16 protein-coding genes and 1 tRNA gene are annotated in these 18539 nt (G+C 68.2%); 9 read left to right on the top strand and 8 right to left on the bottom strand.

Annotated features, from left to right (window positions below; genetic code table 11):
- The first annotated feature begins 71 nt into the window (after positions 1-71).
- The gene (locus tag A9A59_RS07695; protein WP_098503722.1) at positions 72-299 is read left to right on the top strand and encodes a hypothetical protein; all 228 of its coding nucleotides are present in this window, start codon (positions 72-74) and stop codon (positions 297-299) included.
- Positions 300-379: 80 nt separating this feature from the next.
- On the opposite strand, the gene A9A59_RS07690 is transcribed toward A9A59_RS07695, so the two are convergent.
- Both A9A59_RS07690 and A9A59_RS07685 read right to left on the bottom strand, forming a co-directional pair.
- A complete protein-coding gene (locus tag A9A59_RS07690; RefSeq protein WP_098503721.1) occupies positions 380-1216 on the bottom strand; it encodes a sulfurtransferase in 837 nt (278 codons plus the stop codon).
- Positions 1217-1269: 53 nt separating this feature from the next.
- A complete protein-coding gene (locus A9A59_RS07685) occupies positions 1270-4293 on the bottom strand; it encodes a transglycosylase domain-containing protein (RefSeq protein ID WP_165772578.1) in 3024 nt (1007 codons plus the stop codon).
- A 117-nt stretch (positions 4294-4410) separates the two neighbouring features.
- On the opposite strand from A9A59_RS07685, the gene gatC reads away from it, so the two are divergent.
- From gatC to A9A59_RS07670, 3 genes are all read left to right on the top strand, one after another.
- A complete protein-coding gene (gatC, locus tag A9A59_RS07680) occupies positions 4411-4698 on the top strand; it encodes an Asp-tRNA(Asn)/Glu-tRNA(Gln) amidotransferase subunit GatC (protein WP_098504837.1) in 288 nt (95 codons plus the stop codon).
- Positions 4695-6158 (top strand): Asp-tRNA(Asn)/Glu-tRNA(Gln) amidotransferase subunit GatA, encoded by a 1464-nt coding sequence (gene gatA / locus A9A59_RS07675; protein ID WP_098503719.1) that lies wholly within the window; start codon positions 4695-4697, stop codon positions 6156-6158. The genes gatC and gatA overlap by 4 nt, the downstream gene beginning before the upstream one ends.
- 105 nt (positions 6159-6263) lie before the next feature.
- Entirely contained in the window at positions 6264-6791 is a 528-nt protein-coding gene (locus tag A9A59_RS07670) for a restriction endonuclease (protein ID WP_165772577.1), read from the top strand.
- A 7-nt stretch (positions 6792-6798) separates the two neighbouring features.
- Here A9A59_RS07670 and A9A59_RS07665 read toward each other — a convergent pair whose 3' ends face one another.
- Entirely contained in the window at positions 6799-8202 is a 1404-nt protein-coding gene (locus tag A9A59_RS07665) for an amidase (RefSeq protein WP_098503717.1), read from the bottom strand.
- Positions 8203-8239: 37 nt separating this feature from the next.
- Positions 8240-9778: a class I SAM-dependent methyltransferase gene (locus tag A9A59_RS07660; protein ID WP_098503716.1), complete on the bottom strand. Its 1539-nt coding sequence runs from the start codon at positions 9776-9778 to the stop codon at positions 8240-8242.
- A gap of 284 nt (positions 9779-10062) precedes the next feature.
- Here A9A59_RS07660 and A9A59_RS07655 point away from each other — a divergent pair, with 284 nt between their 5' ends.
- Positions 10063-11259 (top strand): pyridoxal phosphate-dependent aminotransferase, encoded by a 1197-nt coding sequence (locus A9A59_RS07655; protein WP_098503715.1) that lies wholly within the window; start codon positions 10063-10065, stop codon positions 11257-11259.
- Positions 11260-11389: 130 nt separating this feature from the next.
- Positions 11390-11782 (top strand): cupredoxin domain-containing protein, encoded by a 393-nt coding sequence (locus A9A59_RS07650; protein WP_133117549.1) that lies wholly within the window; start codon positions 11390-11392, stop codon positions 11780-11782.
- A gap of 33 nt (positions 11783-11815) precedes the next feature.
- Here the strand turns inward: A9A59_RS07650 and A9A59_RS07645 are convergent, their stop codons facing one another.
- Positions 11816-13357 (bottom strand): GMC family oxidoreductase, encoded by a 1542-nt coding sequence (locus tag A9A59_RS07645; RefSeq protein ID WP_098503713.1) that lies wholly within the window; start codon positions 13355-13357, stop codon positions 11816-11818.
- 98 nt (positions 13358-13455) lie between these two features.
- On the opposite strand from A9A59_RS07645, the gene A9A59_RS07640 reads away from it, so the two are divergent.
- Both A9A59_RS07640 and A9A59_RS07635 read left to right on the top strand, forming a co-directional pair.
- The gene (locus A9A59_RS07640) at positions 13456-14154 is read left to right on the top strand and encodes an acetate--CoA ligase family protein (protein ID WP_098503712.1); all 699 of its coding nucleotides are present in this window, start codon (positions 13456-13458) and stop codon (positions 14152-14154) included.
- 31 nt (positions 14155-14185) lie between these two features.
- Complete coding sequence (locus tag A9A59_RS07635) at positions 14186-15640, top strand: CoA-binding protein (protein ID WP_098503711.1); 1455 nt, start codon at positions 14186-14188, stop codon at positions 15638-15640.
- Here A9A59_RS07635 and A9A59_RS07630 read toward each other — a convergent pair.
- Genes A9A59_RS07630 through A9A59_RS07620 form a run of 3 tightly spaced genes read right to left on the bottom strand, consistent with a single transcriptional unit; the run spans position 15611 to position 18275 of the window.
- Complete coding sequence (locus A9A59_RS07630) at positions 15611-16369, bottom strand: response regulator (protein WP_098503710.1); 759 nt, start codon at positions 16367-16369, stop codon at positions 15611-15613. The two genes, A9A59_RS07635 and A9A59_RS07630, sit on opposite strands and share 30 nt — an antisense overlap.
- A 50-nt stretch (positions 16370-16419) precedes the next feature.
- Positions 16420-17070, bottom strand: coding sequence for a Maf family protein (locus tag A9A59_RS07625; protein WP_165772576.1), 651 nt, complete (start codon positions 17068-17070; stop codon positions 16420-16422).
- Positions 17067-18275 carry a class I SAM-dependent RNA methyltransferase gene (locus A9A59_RS07620; protein ID WP_098503708.1) on the bottom strand — a complete coding sequence of 403 codons (1209 nt, stop codon included), beginning with the start codon at positions 18273-18275 and terminating at the stop codon, positions 17067-17069. The genes A9A59_RS07625 and A9A59_RS07620 overlap by 4 nt, the downstream gene beginning before the upstream one ends.
- A 100-nt stretch (positions 18276-18375) precedes the next feature.
- On the opposite strand from A9A59_RS07620, the gene A9A59_RS07615 reads away from it, so the two are divergent.
- Positions 18376-18452, top strand: a tRNA-Val gene (locus A9A59_RS07615).
- Positions 18453-18539 lie beyond the last annotated feature (87 nt).

Raw genomic sequence — 18539 nt, 5'->3', positions numbered from 1 at the left:
GGGGCCCCTACGCTGGATCTCGGAAGGCAGCCGACCAGCGAGGCGGCGAAGCCAGCAGAGGAGGCACACCAATGGATACGCCCATCGGACCCGGCCCGACCGGGATGAACCTGAACAACATCCGCGTTTGCGCACGGTGCGGCCTCCGCTATGACTGGCGGAAGTCGCCGAGCGGCATGAAGATGACGTACTGCTCGTCGCTCTGTGAAAAGGCGGACCTCGGCTTCACGGTCGAGGCGCTCATCCGCTGGGAGCGCGAGCCGACGGAAAAGGAGCCGGTGGCGCCCGCCGGGGAGTGACCGTCGGCAGGTTGGAAGCAGCACGCGGACCCGGCGCTTTCGCCGGGCCCGTTGTCGTCCGGGGAGGCGCTGCGAGCTGGCTATTCGAGCGTGAGCGGCGTGTCGTCACGATTGGCCCAGTCGCGCATCGAGCCGTCGTACACCCGGATGTTGTCGAAGCCGACCAGTGACATCGCGAAGGCAGCGTGGGCGGCGCGGATGCCGCCCTGGCAGTAGGTGATGGTGGTGCGGTCGCGGGAGAAGCCGGCCTCGGCGAGGAGCCGGTCAATCTCCTCGGCCGGGAGGAAGCGGCGGAGGTCGCCTTTCTCGACGAAGTTGAGCCACTCGAGGTGCTTTGCGCCGGGGACGCGTCCGACGCGGCGGTTGCCGCGGTCATTGGTGCCGTTCCATTCCTCGTCGGTCCGGGCGTCGAGGATTTGGCAGGAAGGGTCGCCGATGTGGGCCTTCAGGTACTCAGCATCAGCGATGAGGTCGGGATTGGGGCGGGCCACGAACGTCGCAGGCGCAGGGCGGGCGGCGTGGAAGGTGATTGGACGGCCTTCGGTCAGCCAACGGTGCCAGCCGCCGTTCAGCACCCGCACCTTCGTATGGCCATAGTAGTTGAGGACCCACCACATCCGCGCAGCGAGGAGGGCGTTGTTGTCGTCGTAGGGCACGACGAGGGTGTCGTTGGAGACGCCGAGGCGGCCCATGAGCGCTTCGAATTCTGCCGGGGGCATGACAAAGGTGCCGTGGTCCGTGCCCGGCGGGCCGGACTCCTTCAGGTAATAGTGGACCGGGAGGTGGACCGCTCCGGGTATGTGGGCGCGGCGGTAGGCTTCGAAAACGGCGCAGTCGATGACGCGCACGCCGGGGTCGTCGAGGTGGTCGATGAGCCAGTCGGGCTCAACAAGGAGCTCGGGACGGGCGTATCCCATGGCAGTCCTCCGGTGGCGATGCCCCGGAGTCTACGCTGGCGGTGCGCCGTTCGTCAGGGCGGCGTGGGCGTCGGCGTGGGCGTGACCTGGTTGTTCGGAGCGCCGCCGAAGGGGGTCGGCGTCGCCCCGGGGAAGGGAAGCCCGGACTTTCGAACGTTGATGTACACGACGAGCGAGAGGCCCTTGCCGTCGTTGGTTGAGAGACGGAGGGTGTAGACCCCATCTTCGAGGTCCGCGATGCGGATGGTGCCGAGGGGGCCGTTCTCCACTTTGGTCGTACCTTCCCCGATGGTTGTCCACTCGGTCGGGGTCGAGGATTTGCCGAGCTCGAGCTTCCAGTTCTTGAGGTTCGGGGGATTGACGGTGCCAAGAACCTCGGTGTCAGCGGAAATGGTTCGGCCGGTGGTGATGTTGTTGATGGCGATGGCGGCCAGGCCGGTGCTCTTTTCCTTCGGTGCAATCGGGATGTTGCGCTTCTGAGCGAGTTCCTCGGCGAGTTCGGGCTTGAACGCAGGCAGTTTGACGAACTTCTGCACCTTGCGGAACTCGGCGGGTGTCTGTTCAGTGGCGAGGAGCCCGTTCCGGCTGTCTATCTCCTTCTCTTCGCACTGGGATTCGTAGGTAACGTCGGTGCGGACCCAGGCCACGACCACCTGGTCGCAATACTTGAAGTCGGGGCCCAGGTTGCGGTCGGTGGCCGGGGTCGGGAAATCGCGCTGGGCGACGTTCCGCGGCTGGAGGTCGGAAAAGCCTTTGCCGATGTCGGGCACGCCGCGGGCAGCGAGGGCCTCGTGGTAGTAGCCCATCCAGTTCTTCCAGAGGCGGACGGTGGTGTTTGCTGCCGCAAACTGGCGGTCGTTGACGAGCTCGTTCGTGGCGTTGCCGACCCAGACGGCCGTGGCCGCGTGGCGGGAGTAGCCGGTCATCCAGGTTTCGAGGGTATCAGCGGCAGAGGCCGGGCCCTGCTGGGTACCGGTCTTGACGCCGGAGGGGATGCGCTGGCCATTGGCGAAGAAGTCGAGGCCGAGGTCGTTATTGCTTCCGCCGCACCCCCAGATGATGAAGCGGGCGGTGCAGTCGGACATGATGGTGTGAAGGAGCCAGACGGAGCCGGCATCGACGACCTGGCGGGTTTCGGGTTCGCCCTGGCGGAAGATGACGTTGCCGTCCTTGTCACGGACTTCGAGGATGACGACGGGATCGAGTTCGCGGGTACCCTCGATACGGAGGTAGCCCTTCTCGAACTGCAGCTTCTGCTCGAGCGCCAGTTCGTAGTTCGCACCGGTGTCGAGGGCGGTGCTCTTCAGGTCGCTGACCTTGACGTAGCGGGCGAGGGTCGGGACGCCGACCATCTTTCCCATGTTGGCGATGGTGGCATCCATGTAGGCCATGTCGATGGCGCGGATGTTCGCGCCGCCCGTGGCGATGGAGGCGCCGTAGGTGACATCTGGGTGCGAACGGAAGGTCGGGTCGAAGCGCTGTTCCAGGGTGGTGATGCCGAGCGCTTTTGCGATTTTGATGACATTGTCGACGCCGGCCTCCTGGGCGGCACGGAAGGCGGGGACGTTCTGTGAGCCGCCGAGGGCGGCCCGTGCTGAGATGAGGCCCTCGCTCTTTTCGGCATCGCGGCGGGGGTTTTCGATAGCGGTGCCCTCGACCGTGAGCGGGCTGGTGTCCCAAAAGATGCTCATCGGGGCTTTGTTCAGGACGTCGAACCAGGCGAGATAGACGGCGGGCTTGAAGGACGAACCCGGCTGGTTGATTTCGTTGAGCTGGTCGATTTCGCCGGCGACGCGCCGGTCGGAGCGGTAGGAGGGATCGCGGTTCGGGGCGTAGACGATGACCTGGCCGGTCGAGGGTTCGATGGTGACGATGGCGGCGTTATGGCACTCGCAGCCGGCTTCGAGACCGGCGGCGATGAACCCGCGTGCCATTTCCATCGCCTTCGCCGTGAGCTCCCAGTCAAGCGTCGTCGTGACCCTGTAGCCGGCCATGTGGACACTGGACTTGCAATCGGAAGCGGGCGGGAGTTTGGGCAGAATGCCGGCCTCGCACATGCGGACGAGCCGGGGCTCGACCTGGTTATCGACGAAGGCCTCGGCCCGCTGGGGATTGGAGCCGAGATAGACGCGCACCTCCTCAGCCTTCGCGGCGGCGGCCTGCTCAGGGGTGATACGGCCGTGGCGGACCATCAGGTCGAGCACGTCCTCCTGGCGCGCCTTTGCTTCTCCGCCGACGATTGCGCGCCCCAGTTCGTCGGTGATGCACTCGCCACGGTCGTCCTTGACGCAGTTGAGCCGCGGATGGTAGGCGGTGGGGGCCTGCGGAATGCCGGCAAGGAGGGCGGCTTCGGCGAGGGTGAGCTCTTTGGCGGGCTTGCGGAAGTAGCCCTGGGCGGCAGCTTCGACGCCGATGTAGCGGTCGGCGTAGCTGATCTGGTTGAGGTACCAGGTGAGGATCTGCTCCTTCGTGTAGTCCCGTTCGAGTTCGATGGCGTAGGCGATTTCGCGGAGCTTACGGTCGAGGGTGCGTTCGGCGGTCACGCACGCGTTCCGGTTGTCGCCGTCCTCGGCGACCGAGGGGCAGATATAGACGTTTTTGATGAGCTGCTGGGTGATGGAGGAGCCACCCGTGCCGGCGCCAAAGTCGTTGAGGATGTAGTTCTCATAGGCTGCCCGGATGAGGCCGCGGAGATTGACTCCGGGGTGTGTCCAGAACGCATTGTCTTCGGTGGAGACGGTGGCCTCGATCATCCAGGGCGAAATCTGGTCGAGCGTGACCGGGTTGAGGAGCTGGGCATTTGGGTTGGAAAGCGTGGCCAGCAGGACGCCGTTTTCGGGGCCGCCGCGGTCATAGATTTCCGTTGGGACTGATGAAACTTCGAGCAGCTTCTGCTCGATGGGAACGTAGTCTTTCGCGTAGGAGTTGTAGATGGTGAAGAGCGCGCCGAGCCCGGCCGCGGCGCAGACAGCGCCGAAGCCGATGAGCGCGAGGAGCGCGATGATGATGGGGCGCGCGCGGCTCCCGTCGCCCCGGCGGCGCTCACGGAGGCGGCGGCGCACAACGATGCTGTTCATCGCGAGGCACCCCCTGCGGGGAGGAGGCAGATGCCCTGCATCGCACCCGAGGGTAACAGACGGCCGGGGCTGACAACACGGGCGCGGGTAAGGACCGCTTCCCCTATCCTTGACGGCATGGCGCTCACCCGTGACGACGTGCTGCATATCGCCCGGCTCGCCCGCATCGCGCTCAGCGATGACGAGGTTGAGCGGTTCCGGGCACAGCTCTCCGGCATTCTCGACCATTTCGCGGCGCTGGCCGCGGTCGACACCGATGGAGTGGAGCCGACCGCCCACCCGTTGCCGCTGGCGAATGTGATGCGCGAGGACGTCATCGAGCCCTCCCTCCCGCGCGACGACGTGCTGGCCAACGCGCCCCTGACCGAAGATGGTTACATCCGTGTTCGGGCGGTGCTGGAATGAGCGAGCTGTGGAGGCTGACCGCCCACGAAGCACACGAGGGGCTGCGCCGACGGGAGTTCACGAGCGTGGAGCTCACAGAGTCGGTGCTGGAGCGGGTGGCCCGGGTCGAGCCGACCATCAACGCGTACATCACGCTCACCGCTGAGCTGGCGCTCGAGCAGGCGCGGGAAGCGGACGCAAAGCTGGCAGCGGGGACCGCCACGCCGCTCACGGGCATCCCGGTCGGGGTGAAGGACCTGATCGTCACGAAAGGGGTGCGGACGACGGCGGGTTCGAAGATGCTCGAAAACTTCATCCCGCCATATGACAGCCACGTCTACGAGAACTTACGCCGGGCCGGCGCGGTGATGATCGGCAAGTGCAACATGGACGAGTTCGCCATGGGCTCGTCGACCGAGCACTCCGCCTTCGGGCCCACGCGCAACCCCTGGAACCCGGAGCTGGTGCCGGGCGGCTCGTCCGGGGGGTCGGCAGCCGCGGTGGCGGCCGGCGAATGCCTCGTCGCGCTCGGCAGCGATACCGGCGGGTCGATTCGGCAGCCGGCGGCGCTCTGCGGACAGGTGGGGCTGGACCCAACCTACGGCCGCGTCAGTCGGTACGGGATTATCGCGTTCGGGAGTTCGCTGGACCAGGTCGGGCCTATCGGGCGGGACGTAGAGGACGTGGCGACGATGCTCGACTGCATCGGGGGCCACGACCCGCGCGACAGCACGACCAACCCGGAGCCGATGCCGGACCTCCGCCACTATCTCGGCCGGGATATCCGGGGCATCCGCATCGGGGTGCCGAAGGAGTACTTCATCAGCGGGATGGAGCCCGGGGTCGCTGCGCGGATCGAGGAGGCGCTGGCGCTCTTTGAATCGCTCGGCGCGGTTGTGGACCGGGAGGTTTCGCTGCCGAGCACCGAGCATGCCCTTGCTGTGTACTACCTCATCGCCCCGAGCGAGGCGTCGGCGAACCTGGCGCGGTACGACGGGGTGAAGTACGGGTTCAGCGACCGCTCGGCACCGACGATGTGGGAGAACATGGAGCAGACCCGCGCGAAGGGCTTCGGCAACGAGGTGAAGCGGCGGATCATGCTCGGCACCTACGCGCTCAGCGCGGGGTACTACGACGCGTACTACCTGAAGGCGCAGAAGGTCCGGACGATCATCAGCCGGGAGTTTGCAGAGGCGTTCCAGAAGTTCGACGTGCTGGTGACGCCGACGTCTCCGACCGTCGCCTTTCGGCTCGGCGCCAAGGTGGACGACCCGTTTGCGATGTACCTCAACGACATCTACACCCTTCCGGCCTCGGTAGCGGGACTGCCGGCAATCAGCGTGCCGTGCGGGTTCAGCGACGGCCTGCCGGTCGGCATGCAAATCATCGGGAATTTCTTCGATGAAGGCCGCATCCTGCAGGTGGCCCATGCATATGAGCAGGCATCGGGCTACCGGAACCTGCTGGCGCCGGTGGACTGAACGCGACGGACCCGCGACCCCGGGTGAAGCGGCTGCGGGGCCGCGGTGCTGGCTGCGGGCCCCGATACGGGCCGCGTGCGAGGGCCGCTGATGCTGCGGGCGGGGATGGCAATGACCGCGGCCGGCGCAGCTGCAGGCGCGCTGGACCCTGCCGGCCTCGGGTGGCTGGGGTGGACGGCTGCGGGGCTGGGATTGGTCGTGGCGCTCTACGGTCTCGCCCGCCGGGCGCAGAGGCGGTCCTTTTCCCGAACCCTGGAGAGCCTGCGGGCACTGCCACCCGGGGCGTTTGAAGAACGGGTCGCGGCCTGGCTGCGCCGTGGCCGGTGGGAGGTCGAGGTGGTTGGCGGCCCGGGCGACGGCGGTGTGGACCTCCTGGCCCGGAAGGGGTCCTCCGTAGCCGCCGTACAGTGCAAGCGGCTGGCGGGCGACGCAGCGGTGAGCGCAGGCGTGGTGCGCGAGCTCTATGGGGCAGCTGTCGCCGCGAGAGCCACCCTGGCGGTACTGGTCACGACCGGCCGGGTCTCACCGGCCGCGCGGCAGTGGGCTGCCGAGCGAGACGGCGAACCGCGGCTGGTGCTGATCGATGGCGAGGCTGCCGCAGCAGCGGCCCGGACCGGCAGGCTGCGGCTTTGAGGCATGGCTAGAGGGGCGGCTCCCGGCGATGCCAGTCGGTGGCGCACTCGTAGGAAAATGCGGCCCGGATAAGCGTGGGTTCGTCGAACGGGCGGGCGGCGAGCTGGAGGCCGATGGGAAGGCCTTCGCTGGAGAAGCCGCAGGGGATGCTGATGGCGGGCACGCCTGCGAGGTTGAACGGCATCGTCAGGGAGGCGAAGGCCGCGCCGGTGCTGAGCTGGACGCCCTCCACCTCGACCGGGTCCTCGCCGATGCGTGAGGCCGGGCGCATGGTCGTCGGCGCGGCGAGGAGGTCGACCGACTGGAGCACGCGCCGCACCCCTTCTTTGATGCGGTAGCTGTCGAGGTAGGCGGTCGCAAGGTCGAGGGGCTCCGGCAGCGGCTGAAGGAGGATGTTCCGGAGCTCTTCGCTGTATGCCTCCGGATGCTGTTCGAGATATGGCGCGTGGTAGAGGCGGCCTTCGACGTTCACCAGGCGCCAGGCAGAGATGACCTGCTCGCGGGTGAAGCCGGAGTCGACGTCCTCAACGACGGCGCCGAGCGAGCGGAAGGTTTCCAGGGCCTCTTCGACGGCGACCAGGACTTCGGGGTCGAGCAGGCCGAAGAACTGGTCGCGCGGGACGCCGATCCGCAGGCCGCGGACGTCGGGAACGAGCGCCGCGCGGTAGTCGGGCACCGGCACGGGCACGGTGGCGAAGTCGTCGGGGTCGTAGCCGGCGATCGCCCGGAGGAGGAGAGCGGCGTCTTCCACCGTGCGGGCGATGGGACCGGCGTGGTCGAACTGCCAGGACATGGGGATGATACCGGCCCGGCTTACCCGGCCGAATGTCGGTTTGAGCCCGACACACCCGCAGAGGGCGGCAGGAATGCGGATGCTCCCGCCGGTGTCGGTCCCAAGGGTGCCGAGCGCAAGGCGGGCAGCGATGGCGGCCCCGGAGCCGCCGCTCGAGCCGCCGGGTATGCGTTCCGGATCCCACGGGTTGCGGGTCGGGCCGGTGTGGGGGTTGTTGGTGGTGGTGCCCCAGGCGAATTCGTGGGTGTTGGTCTTCCCGAGCAGGACCGCGCCAGCCTCGCGCAGCATAGCGGCCGCGGCTGCATCGCGTTCCGGGATACGGCCGCGGAGGACGGCCGAGCCGGCAGCCGTTTCGATGCCGGCGGTGTCGTAGAGGTCTTTGAGTCCGACGGGGATGCCATGGAGCGGGCCGCGGTAGATGCCGGCCTGCAGCTCTTCCTCCGCGCGGGCAGCGTCGGCCTGGGCCCGCTCGGCTGTCACCAGGACGAAGGCGTTGAGCCGGGGATTGAGCCGCTCGATACGTTCGAGGCAGGCACGGGTGAGCTCGGTGGGGGAGAGTTCGCGGCGCTGGATAGCGCGGGCGGCCTCGGCGATGGTCAGGCTGGCTGGGTCGGTCATCGGCGCAAACCTGCAGTTGGGGAATGGGGCCTGTCAATCAGGCTTCGAGGTAGCCGTGGCGGGCGAGCCACTGGAGGGCGGCGGCAAGGGCGACCCTTGCGGTGGCGAAGGATACGCCGGCGGCGCGAACGGCGTCATCCCGTGCGGCGGGTGCCAGTTCTTCGACAATGAGGCGGGCGAGCTGGTCGTGGTCGCGGGTGCCGTCCAGGTAGGGAAGCAGCGCGAGCGGAAGGGGCGGCACCTCGTGGACGGCGTGGGTGAGGGCCACGGGCATGGTGCCTTCGCGGGCGGCCTGGTGGCGGGCCATGGCGAATGCCCGGGGCCGCGGACCAGGGCGGGAAACCGGGCTGGCCGGTTCGACTTCGAGCTGGAGGCCGCCGTGGAAGAACAGCCTCAGCAGCTTCGGGGCTGTGCGCTCCCAGAAGCGGCGCGGGTCGACCGCTGCGGCGAGCTCTTCGGCGGGGACGGCAGCCGGGCGGCGGTCGGCGAGGTAGCGAACGGCTTCAAGGAGGTCGGGGTCGCGCAGGGCGAGGATGCCACCGGGGTGGGCAAGCTTGGGCAACGCAGGGTCGAACCGCTCCTCGCCGGGGCCGATGAAGTCGCCGAGCAGGCGGAGACTCAGCCCGCGTAGGGCATCCGGACGCGGAGGCCGGACGAGCTGGATGCCCTCGCTGCACAGCAGGGACTCCCGGAAGGTGCGGCCGTGGACGAAGTCGAGGAGCTGCTCCCGCTCGATGTGCCCCCGTGCGAGGGATGCGAACTCCCGGGCGATGCCGGGAGCGAGGTCGGGCAGGGCCATCCGGAGGGGCCATGCGTCGCCGAGGTACTGGAGCCCGGCAGCGGCAGCGTGGCCGACGAAGTCGGCGAAGAACACCGGGGTGTTTGTCGGCTCGAGGTGCTCGTGGGCGACATAGTCATCGGGGCGGTCGGCGATGAAGTCGAGCTCACGGGCAAGTACGCGGGCATAGAGGGGGCCGCCGGGCAGTCGCGCTTCGAGGTCGAGCGAGGTGCGGACCACAATCTCGGCCATCGCCCGGGCATGAGCGACGAGACGGTCGGGCGGGGCATCGAGGTTGCGGGTTGCGAAAACCATCAACTCGCGGAGGGGCTGGCGCAGGAACCACCCCGGGTAGCAGTTGTAGCTGACGAAGGCGATGCCGTTCGGCGCGAGGAGTTCCCGGCAAAGTGTGAGGAGGCGGTCGCGGACCGGGGCTTCGACCCACGAGTAGACACCGTGGGCGATGATGTAGTCGAACGTTCCCAGCTCCGGGCCGACCTCCAGGATGTCGCGGAGGTCGAACCGCACGTCTTGGAGGCCGAGGTCGGCGGCGACCTGGCGGGCGAACTCGACCTGGCGGGGCGCGTTATCGATGCCGATGCAGGCAGCGCCCGGGAGACCGGCGGCGATGGCGTTGAGGTTTTCGCCGATGGCGGAACCGAACTCGAGGATGCGGGCAGAGGCGACGGGCGGGGTATCGAGGCCGAAGAGCCGGCCAATCGCGGCGAGACGCCGGGGGTGGGAGGCTTCGACGGCGGTACCCTCGTAGGGGATGGCGTCGTAGCTGATGACTGGCACCTCGACGACCAGTGTACGCAGGCCGGGAACCGGGACGCGAGACGGGCAAGAATCGGGGAACGCCCGGTATTGACGTTATGAACGGGAGCCGGGAGAGTTAGGGGGCATGGTTCACGCCACGACGCTCGCCGCGCTCCTTGCTGCTGCCGCCGCTGCGGCTGCGCGTGCGCGCCGGTAACGGGTGGCGGTCAGGCCAGCACGTCGAGAACAACCGCAGGAAGGCCGCCCCCGGGCGGCCTTCTCCGATATGGAAGGCTGGCGGGGGCAAGGAGGAGCAGTCGACTATGACCGCTGAGACCGGCACCCGAACATCCCCCGACCGGTACATCTCGCGCCGCATGCAGGCCGTCCCTCCAAGCGGGATCCGGCGGTTTTTCGACCTGCTGAGCACGATCGAGGATGTGATTTCGCTGGGCGTGGGCGAGCCCGATTACGTCACCCCGGAGCCGTTCCGGCGGGCCGCAATTGCGAGCATTGAGCGGGGCGACACGCACTACACGTCGAATTACGGGTTGCTGGAGCTGCGGGAGCGGCTCGCTACCCATATCGAGCGGCTGTACGGCGTCCGGTATGACCCGCGGAGCGAGATTGTGGTCACCTCAGGTTCGAGCGAGGGACTCGACATCGCAATGCGGGCCCTGATCGACCCCGGCGACGAGGTCCTCTGCGCGGACCCGAGCTACGTGGCGTACATGCCGGTCACGGTGATGGCCGGGGGAGTCTTCGTTCCGGTGCCGACGCGGCAGGAGGACGACTTCCGGCTGCTGCCGGGCCCGCTCGAAGCGGCGGTCACGCCGCGCTCGCGCGTGCTGCTGCTCGGCTACCCGGCGAACCCCACCGGGGCAACAATGTCGCGGGAAGACCTCGCCGCGGTCGCCGACATTGCGGAACGGTACGACCTTGCGGTGATTAGCGACGAGCTGTACGACCGGATGACCTACGAGGGCGAGCACACGTGCTTCGCCTCGCTGCCGGGAATGCGCGAGCGGACCGTGCTCCTCGGGGGGTTCAGCAAGGCGTATGCGATGACGGGGTGGCGACTCGGCTGGGTGGCGGCGCCAGCGCCGATTGCCGAAGCGCTGATGAAGGTGCACCAGTACGTGATGATGTCGGCGCCGACGGCGTCGCAGTACGCGGCCATTGCAGCCCTGGACGAGGGTGAGGCGTTCGTGGCCGAGATGGTGGCGGAGTACAACCGGCGGCGCAGGCTGATCGTCGACGGGTTTCGGGCGGTCGGGCTCCCGACGTTCGAGCCGCGGGGCGCCTTCTACGCGTTCCCGGACATCCGGGTGACCGGGCTGACGAGTCTCGAATTCAGTGAGCTGCTGCTGACCGAGGAGCGGGTCGCCGTGGTGCCGGGCAGTGCATTCGGGGCCTGCGGCGAAGGGCACGTGCGTGCGTGTTACGCCAGCAGCTTTGAGCAGATTGAGCGCGCACTCGAGCGGATCGGCCGCTTTGTCCAGCGGCACCGGGCGGAATAACGTTTTCCCTGCCCTGCTGATTGCCGCGCAGAAAGGGAATAGCGAGCCCCAGTCGAACGACCTCCCACGCATACACCGGGCTGATGGTAGGATTCGGCTCCATCGATAGACCCGAGAAGGAGGCTGGAGGATGGCTGCTCGATGGTTGCGCCAGACAGGGGTCGCGGTGGCGGCAACAGTGATGCTGGCAGCGGCAGGTTGCGGCGGCGGGGGCGAAGACAGGCCCGAAGTCAAACTCGAAAACGTGAACCCGAATGTTTCGACACCGGCGGCCGCGGAAGAGCGGCCGGTGCAGGAGATCAAGGTCACCGACCAGGGCTGCGACCCGGCGAACGTGACCATCAAGGCGCGGACACGGGTTATCTGGAAGTGGCAGAACACGTCGACGCCGATCGCTATCCTGCTGGCCGGCCAGAAGTCTCCGGAGCAAACGTCGGGCGAATACCAGCGCGATTTCGACCAGGGGGGTCTGAGCTTCCCGTACCAGTGCGGGCCGACGACGGGGCGTATTGTGGTCGAATAGCGGCAGGCGGGAACGGCCGGTGCGCGGCGCGGTTCAGAGCCCGTAGCGGTCTGGCCGGGTGCGAAGCCATTCGCCGACCATCTCGCCAATCATGATGCTGGTGAGATTGGTGTTGGCGCGCGGCACCGTGGGCATGATGCTGGCATCGGCGACAACGAGACCTTCGGCGCCGTGGACGCGGCCGTACTGGTCGACGACGGCGCCGGGGTCGTCCGCGGGGCCCATGGGGGCAGTCGCGCAGGGGTGGTACCCGCTGGCTGCGAACCGGAGCAGCAGCTGACCGATGACCTCATCGGAGAGGTCGCGGGTCACGTCCGGAAATACGATGCGGTCGACCAGCGCGCCGAGCGGGCCGGTCGTGACGAAGCGCAGGGCATCGCGGAAGCAGGCAATAAGCCTGCGACGGTCCTCCGCGTCCTCGCAGAAGCGGTTTTCGATAACCGGGGCAGCGTGGGGATCGGCCGACGCCAGGCGGAGGGTGCCGGTGCCGTTGACCTGCTCGAGGACCGCAGCGACGGCGAATGACTGAAGGGGGCCGCCGCCGCGCGGGGAGAACGAAAACGCCTCGACCTGGAGGTCGTTGCGGAACGGGCTGCCGGGGGCGGTGTACCGGAGGATGGTCTGCACGAGCGGCTGGTCGGGGTCGAGGATCGCAGGGTCGCGGACGGTCGCCACGACAGCGAGCGCCGGGTGGTCGCTGAGGCGGGTGCCGACGCCGGGGGCGACGCGGACGGGTTCGATGCTGAGGCGGGCGAGCTCCGCGGCCGGGCCGATGCCGGAGCGCAGCAGGATGGCCGGCGAATGAATCGCGCCGGCGCTGAGGACGATGAGCCGGCCGCGCAGGGTCTCCACCGTGCCGTTGCGTTCGACCTCGATTCCCTCCGCCCGGCGGCCCTCGAAGAGGACCCGGCGGGTGAGCGTCAGCGGGAGGATGCGGAAGTTCGGACGGGCCCGGGCGGACGCCAGGTAGCCGATTGCGGTGGAGATGCGCAGCCTGCCGATCTTGTTCATCGGGTGGGGGCCGGCGCCCCAGGAATCGGGCGCATTGGCATCGTCGCAGTGGGGGTAGCCGAGTTCGGCAGCAGTTTCGAGCCACGCCTGGTGGACCTTCGTGAGTTCGTCCCAGCGGTAGCGGCGGATGGTGATGGGGCCAGCGTCGCCGTGGTAGGGTCGGTCGCCGAAATCGAGGTCGCGCTCGAGGCGCCGGAACGCGGGCAGAACCTTCTCCCACGCCCATTCGGGGTTGCCGGCGGCGGCCCAACCATCGTAGTCCTCGGGGACTCCGCGGAGGGCGATTGTGGTGTTGACGGCGCTCGAGCCGCCGGTGACGCGGCCGCGCGGGAAGGGGTGTCTGCGCCCGGCGGCAGTCGGCTGGTAAGCGAGGCCCCAGTCGTGGGCGGTATAGGAGTTGTTGTGGCTGTTGACGAGGTCGAACGGGAGCCGGGAGAGGTCCGGGTAATCGGGACCGGCCTCGACCAGCAGCACGGAGCGGCGGGGATCTTCGGATGCGCGGGCGGCGATTGCGGCCCCGGCCGAGCCGGCTCCGACGACAATGACATCGAAGGGTTCATCCATGGCTGCCTCCTCGGCGTGGGACTGTACCGGCCGGGCCGGTGGGATGCACGGACGGGTTCCCGTACAATCCGCACACCATCCGTTTCCGCGAGGCGTTCATGTCGTTCGAATCTGTACTGGCGCAGGCGCGCGCCGAGGGACGCACCCTGCTGACCGAAGTTGAGGCGAAATCGCTGCTGCAGGAGGCGGGCGTTCCGGTAGCCACCACGACACTGGCCCGCACCCGTGAGGAGGCCCAGGAGCAGGCCGAGCGGCTCGGCTACCCGGTCGTTCTGAAAATCGTCTCGCCGGATATTGCGCACAAGTCGGACGTCGGGGGCGTGAAGCTGAACCTGGCGGACCGCGAGGCGGTGGGGCAGGCCTTCGACGACATCGTGGCGAGCGCAAGCCGCGCTATCCCGGGCGCCCGCATCACCGGGGTGGCGGTGCAGCACATGGCGCCCCAGGGCACCGAGGTGATCATCGGCATGACCACTGACCCGCAATTCGGCCCGGTGATGATGTTCGGGCTGGGCGGCATCATGGTCGAGGTGCTGAAGGATGTCTCCTTCCGGCTTGTGCCGCTCGAGGAGAAGGACGCCCGCGAGATGATCGACGAAATCAAGGGGCGGCCGGTGCTTTCCGGGGTACGCGGGCAGCCGCCGGCTGACATCGATGCGCTAACGCGAACGATCCTGAAAGTATCCGATTTTGTAGAGCAGCACCCGGAGGTGAAGGAGCTGGACCTCAACCCGGTGTTCGCCTACCCGGACGGGGCGCTCGCAGTGGACGCCCGCATCATCATCGGCGAGGCATAGGCAGGCAGGGGCCTGCCGGGAGGGCAGCAGCATGGCGGTTCCTGGGCACCGACTCGACCGGATGTTCAACCCGAAGGTGGTGGCCGTTATCGGCGATAAGGGGCCGGGCTATATGTGGCTCCACAACAATCTGCCGCTGAAGGAACGCGGGGGCCGCCTGTATTCGGTCCAGCTGGATGAGAAGGAGATCCCCGGGATCGAAGCGCTCGGGGTCCAGAACTTCAAATCGGTGCTGGAGGTCCCGGAGCCGATTGACTACGCACTCGTTGCGGTACCACGGCAGGTTTCGCCGTACGTTTTGAAGGATCTCATCGCGGCAGGGGCGGGCGGAGCCGGGTTTTTCACCTCGGGGTTCGCGGAGACGGGCGAGGAACTCGGCATCCGGCTGCAGGAGCAGCTGGCGAGCATGGCGCGAGAGGCAGGCTTCAATCTCGTGGGTCCGAACTGCATGGGGCTGTACCTGCCGAAGGCCGGGGTGCGGTTCAACGTCGACGCCCCAGTCACCGACGCGGGCGAAATCGGCTTCCTGAGCCAGTCGGGGACACACGGCATTATGTTCAGCCTGGTCGCGGCTGCGAACGGGATGTACATCAGCAAGTGCGCCTCGTTCGGGAACGCCATCGTGCTCGATGTCTCGGACTACCTCGAGTACCTGATGCTCGACGACGAGACGAAGGTCATCGGGATGTACGTCGAGGGGGTCAAAGACGGCCGGCGGTTCTTCGCCACGCTGAAGGAAGCGTGCCGGCGGAAGCCGGTGGTGGTCTGGAAGGGCGGCCAGACGGAGGCGGGGGCCCGGGCGACGATGTCGCACACGGGGTCGCTGGCAGCGCCGCAGGCCGTGTGGGACGGGATGATGCGCCAGTGCGGGGCCATCACCACGAACAACCTCGACGAGACGATCGATGCGATGAAGATGCTTCTGCGGGCGAAGACGCCGCGCGGCGACGGCATGGCGCTGCTGGCGCAGACCGGCGGCCAGTCCGTTTCGATGACCGACGCGTTCGCGAAGGCGGGCCTTCGGGTGCCGCGGTTCACCGACGCCACGTACACCGCGCTCGGGGAGTTCTTCAACATCGTCGGGGGGAGCTACCAGAACCCGCTGGATATGGCCGGGACGATCCAGGGGAACATGGAGACGCTCGACCGGATCCTGCGGATTGTGGATGCCGACCCGAACGTCGACGGCATGGCGATGGAGCTCTCGGCGCTGTTTGCCGCCCGGCAGTGGAAGGCGAAGCCGGAGACACTGGACCGCACGATCGCGACGCTGGCGGACCACATGGCGCGCTCTGAGAAGCCGTTCGTGGCAGTGCTCCACCCGGCCCACGAGGCGGAGTACGTGGCAAGCATCATGCCCAAGTTCAACGAGGCGGGCGTGCCCGTCTTCCAGAGCTTCGAGCGGGCTGCGGCCGCATACCGCCGGGCGCTCGACTTCGCGCGGAGGCGGGGGCCGTCAGCTATCGCCGGCTCCGCCGAGGTTTGAGAGGCTCCGCTCGGCTTCGTCGACGCTTTCGAGCTTCACGATTCCGCGCTTGAGGGCGTAGCGGATCAGGTCGGTGCGGGACCGCGCCTTCAGCTTTTCCATGATGTGGGCTTTGTGCGCCTCGACCGTCTTGACGCTAACGACCAGCTCATCGGCGATCTGCTGGTTGGTGCGCCCCTCAGCGATGAGCTGGAGCACCTCGCGCTCGCGGGGCGTCAGGGTGTCGAGCGAGCTCTTCCGCTCGGGCCGGCGGGCCTGGAGCTGGAGGTCAGCAATATCGAACGCCTCGGAGAGGGCTGCGGAGTAGTACTGGTTGCCGCGGTGGACGGTCTGGATCGCAAGGATAAGCTCGGAGACGTCGGAGTTCTTGACGAGGTAGCCGGAGGCGCCGGCGCGGATGGCGCCGGTGATCTGCTCTTCGTCCACGAAGCCGGAGAGGATAACCACCTTCGTTGACGCCGATGCGCGCTTGACCTGGCGGGTGGCTTCGATGCCGTTCAGCCCGGGCATGACCACGTCCATCAGGACGACGTCGGGGCGAAGCCGCTCAACGGCGAGGAGGGCTTCGCGGCCGTTTTCGCAATCGGCGACGACTTCGATACCAGGATGGGATTCGAGCAGCATGCGGAGGCCCTGCCGGATGACAGCGTGGTCGTCGACGACGAGCACACGGACGGGCCGCGAACCGCTGGCGGGGCTCCCCTTCCCGGTCGAGCGGTTGGTGCTCATGCGGGCGACTCCTTCAGGGCGGGAAGACGCCCCGGGTGCAGAGCGCCAGTCTACTCCGTCTGTGTTGCCTGCCAAGGGGGCACACCAGCGGGCCGCGCCGGACAGTCGGCGCAGCGGTTGAAGCGGCGGCTCGGCGGTGCGGGTTCGCAGCCGAAGAGGTCGAGGAGGCGGTACAGGGTCCAGAGGGGGAGGCCCATGACACCGCAGTAGCAGCCTTCGAGGCGGGCAACGGGCCCGACGTTCTCGTGCTGGATGGCGTAGCCGCCGGCCTTGTCGAGGGTGCGGCCGGATGCCGCGTAGGCCTCGACGACGTCGTCGGGGAGGTCGGCCATGAAGACGGTCGAGATTTCGTGATCGATTGCCGTCCCTTCCGGGGCGACAAGGGCGACGGCGGTGACGACCTGGTGGGGCCGGCCCCGGAGTTCGCGGAGCATGGCGGCGGCCTCGGCGGTATCGGCTGGCTTGGCGTAGAGGTGCAGGCCGCGAAAGACGACGGTGTCGCAGCCGATGACGACCGCATCGCGGTAGCGGCGGGCGACGGCCTCGGCCTTGGCGTAGGCGAGCTGGCGGGCGCAATCGACGGCATCGCCGGCCAGGTCCTCGGCGATGTCGGCGGCATCGACGGTAAAGTCATCAAGCAGGGCGGCCAGCAGCTCCCGGCGACGCGGCGAGGCGGACGCAAGGACGACGTTCCGGCTCATGCGGCGGGCCACTCCAGCCGGCTGACGCATTCGATGTGGCCGGTCTGGGGGAACATGTCGAGCGGTGTTACGTCGGTCAGGCGGTACCCGCCGTCGACGAGGACACGGAGGTCGCGGGCGAGGGTGGCCGGGTTGCACGAGACGTAGACGACGACTCTCGGCCGGAAGGCGGTGATAGCGGCGAGGACGGGCGGCGCGCACCCCGGCCGGGGCGGGTCGAGGACGATGGCGTCGGGGTGGTCCTCAAACGCCGGGAGGATGTCTTCGACCTTGCCGATGCGGATGCGGGCGTTTTTCACGGGCGCGAGGTTGACCTTCGCGTCGCGGGCAGCGCTGTTGGACTCCTCGATGGCGACGACCGAATCGAAGCGGTCGGCGAAGATGCGCGCAAAGGTACCGACGCCAGCGAACGCATCGACCAGCAGACGGCCCCGGGAGGGGAGGGCCTCGCCGACCAGGCGGACCATCTCTTCGGCCTGGGCAGTGTTGACCTGGAAGAACGCCGAGGCGCTGACGACGAAGTCGTGACCGGCCAGCCGCTCGAGGTAGCTGGTTTGCCCTGTCGGGAACGGGACTCCCGGGACCGCGGGGTTGACCAGGAACGAGCCGGTGGCTGCTGAGTGACGGACCTGGATTTGATGGAGACCGGCGCCGTGCCCCTGGAGCTGGGGGAGGATTTCGTTGACCCAGGGGTCGGCGATTGGGCAGTGCTCGACCTTCAGGAGCCCGTGACCGCGGCGGGAGATGAATCCGACGTCGCCGAATTTCCTGCCGGTCGAGAAGCGGACGTGGTTGCGGTACCCCCAGGGCTCCCGGGCGCCGACGATGGGCCGCACGACGTCGTCGCCGAGGCCGCCGATGCGCTTGAGCTGTTCGCGGACGACGGCCTCCTTCGCGCGGAGCTGGGCGGGGTAGGCCATGTGCTGGAGCTGGCAGCCGCCGCATTCGCCGAACAGCGGGCAGCGGGGTTCGACCCGGTCGGGCGAGGGCTCCAGCACGCGGGTCGTGACGGCCTCGAGGTAGTCGGGGTACTCGCGTTCGACAACGGCTTCGACGAGTTCACCCGGGGCCGCAAACCAGGTAAAGACGACCCGGCCATCGGGCGCGCGGGCGAGGGCGGCGCCGCCGAAGACGAGGCTTTCGGCCCGGAGGGTGAGCGTGAGCTGCTCGGGTGGTGTCTTCCAGCGGTGACCGCGACGGGGCATAGGGTCAGGGTAGGGGCCGCCGGGGACACGCGCGAGGGGCGGGACGGGGCGGCGCCGGAGTGGCGCCGTGGCCGCTGCCGGCGTATGCTAACAGCTGCGTGGGCGGTTAGCTCAGATGGTTAGAGCGCTGCGTTGACATCGCAGAGGTCACTGGTTCGAATCCAGTATCGCCCACCAGCCCACGCACTCATCGCTCCGCCGGCGCCCGACGCGCCGGCGTTTTGCTGAGCGGCGGCGGCCGCCCCGGGGGCCCGGGCACCATCG

The sequence above is a fragment of the Tepidiforma thermophila genome (assembly GCF_002563855.1).
Taxonomy (GTDB): Bacteria; Chloroflexota; Dehalococcoidia; order Tepidiformales; family Tepidiformaceae; genus Tepidiforma; species Tepidiforma thermophila.
This window is presented reverse-complemented; position numbering and strand designations above follow the sequence as displayed.

Bases quoted from the DNA above. Each gene is read 5' to 3' on its own strand.
- A9A59_RS07695 (WP_098503722.1), top strand. From the start codon at position 72: ATGGATACGCCCATCGGACCCGGCCCGACCGGGATGAACCTGAACAAC.
- A9A59_RS07690 (WP_098503721.1), bottom strand. From the start codon at position 1,216: ATGGGATACGCCCGTCCCGAGCTCCTTGTTGAGCCCGACTGGCTCATC.
- A9A59_RS07685 (WP_165772578.1), bottom strand. From the start codon at position 4,293: ATGAACAGCATCGTTGTGCGCCGCCGCCTCCGTGAGCGCCGCCGGGGC.
- gatC (WP_098504837.1), top strand. From the start codon at position 4,411: ATGGCGCTCACCCGTGACGACGTGCTGCATATCGCCCGGCTCGCCCGC.
- gatA (WP_098503719.1), top strand. From the start codon at position 4,695: ATGAGCGAGCTGTGGAGGCTGACCGCCCACGAAGCACACGAGGGGCTG.
- A9A59_RS07670 (WP_165772577.1), top strand. From the start codon at position 6,264: ATGGCAATGACCGCGGCCGGCGCAGCTGCAGGCGCGCTGGACCCTGCC.
- A9A59_RS07665 (WP_098503717.1), bottom strand. From the start codon at position 8,202: ATGACCGACCCAGCCAGCCTGACCATCGCCGAGGCCGCCCGCGCTATC.
- A9A59_RS07655 (WP_098503715.1), top strand. From the start codon at position 10,063: ATGACCGCTGAGACCGGCACCCGAACATCCCCCGACCGGTACATCTCG.
- A9A59_RS07650 (WP_133117549.1), top strand. From the start codon at position 11,390: ATGGCTGCTCGATGGTTGCGCCAGACAGGGGTCGCGGTGGCGGCAACA.
- A9A59_RS07645 (WP_098503713.1), bottom strand. From the start codon at position 13,357: ATGGATGAACCCTTCGATGTCATTGTCGTCGGAGCCGGCTCGGCCGGG.
- A9A59_RS07640 (WP_098503712.1), top strand. From the start codon at position 13,456: ATGTCGTTCGAATCTGTACTGGCGCAGGCGCGCGCCGAGGGACGCACC.
- A9A59_RS07635 (WP_098503711.1), top strand. From the start codon at position 14,186: ATGGCGGTTCCTGGGCACCGACTCGACCGGATGTTCAACCCGAAGGTG.
- A9A59_RS07630 (WP_098503710.1), bottom strand. From the start codon at position 16,369: ATGAGCACCAACCGCTCGACCGGGAAGGGGAGCCCCGCCAGCGGTTCG.
- A9A59_RS07625 (WP_165772576.1), bottom strand. From the start codon at position 17,070: ATGAGCCGGAACGTCGTCCTTGCGTCCGCCTCGCCGCGTCGCCGGGAG.
- A9A59_RS07620 (WP_098503708.1), bottom strand. From the start codon at position 18,275: ATGCCCCGTCGCGGTCACCGCTGGAAGACACCACCCGAGCAGCTCACG.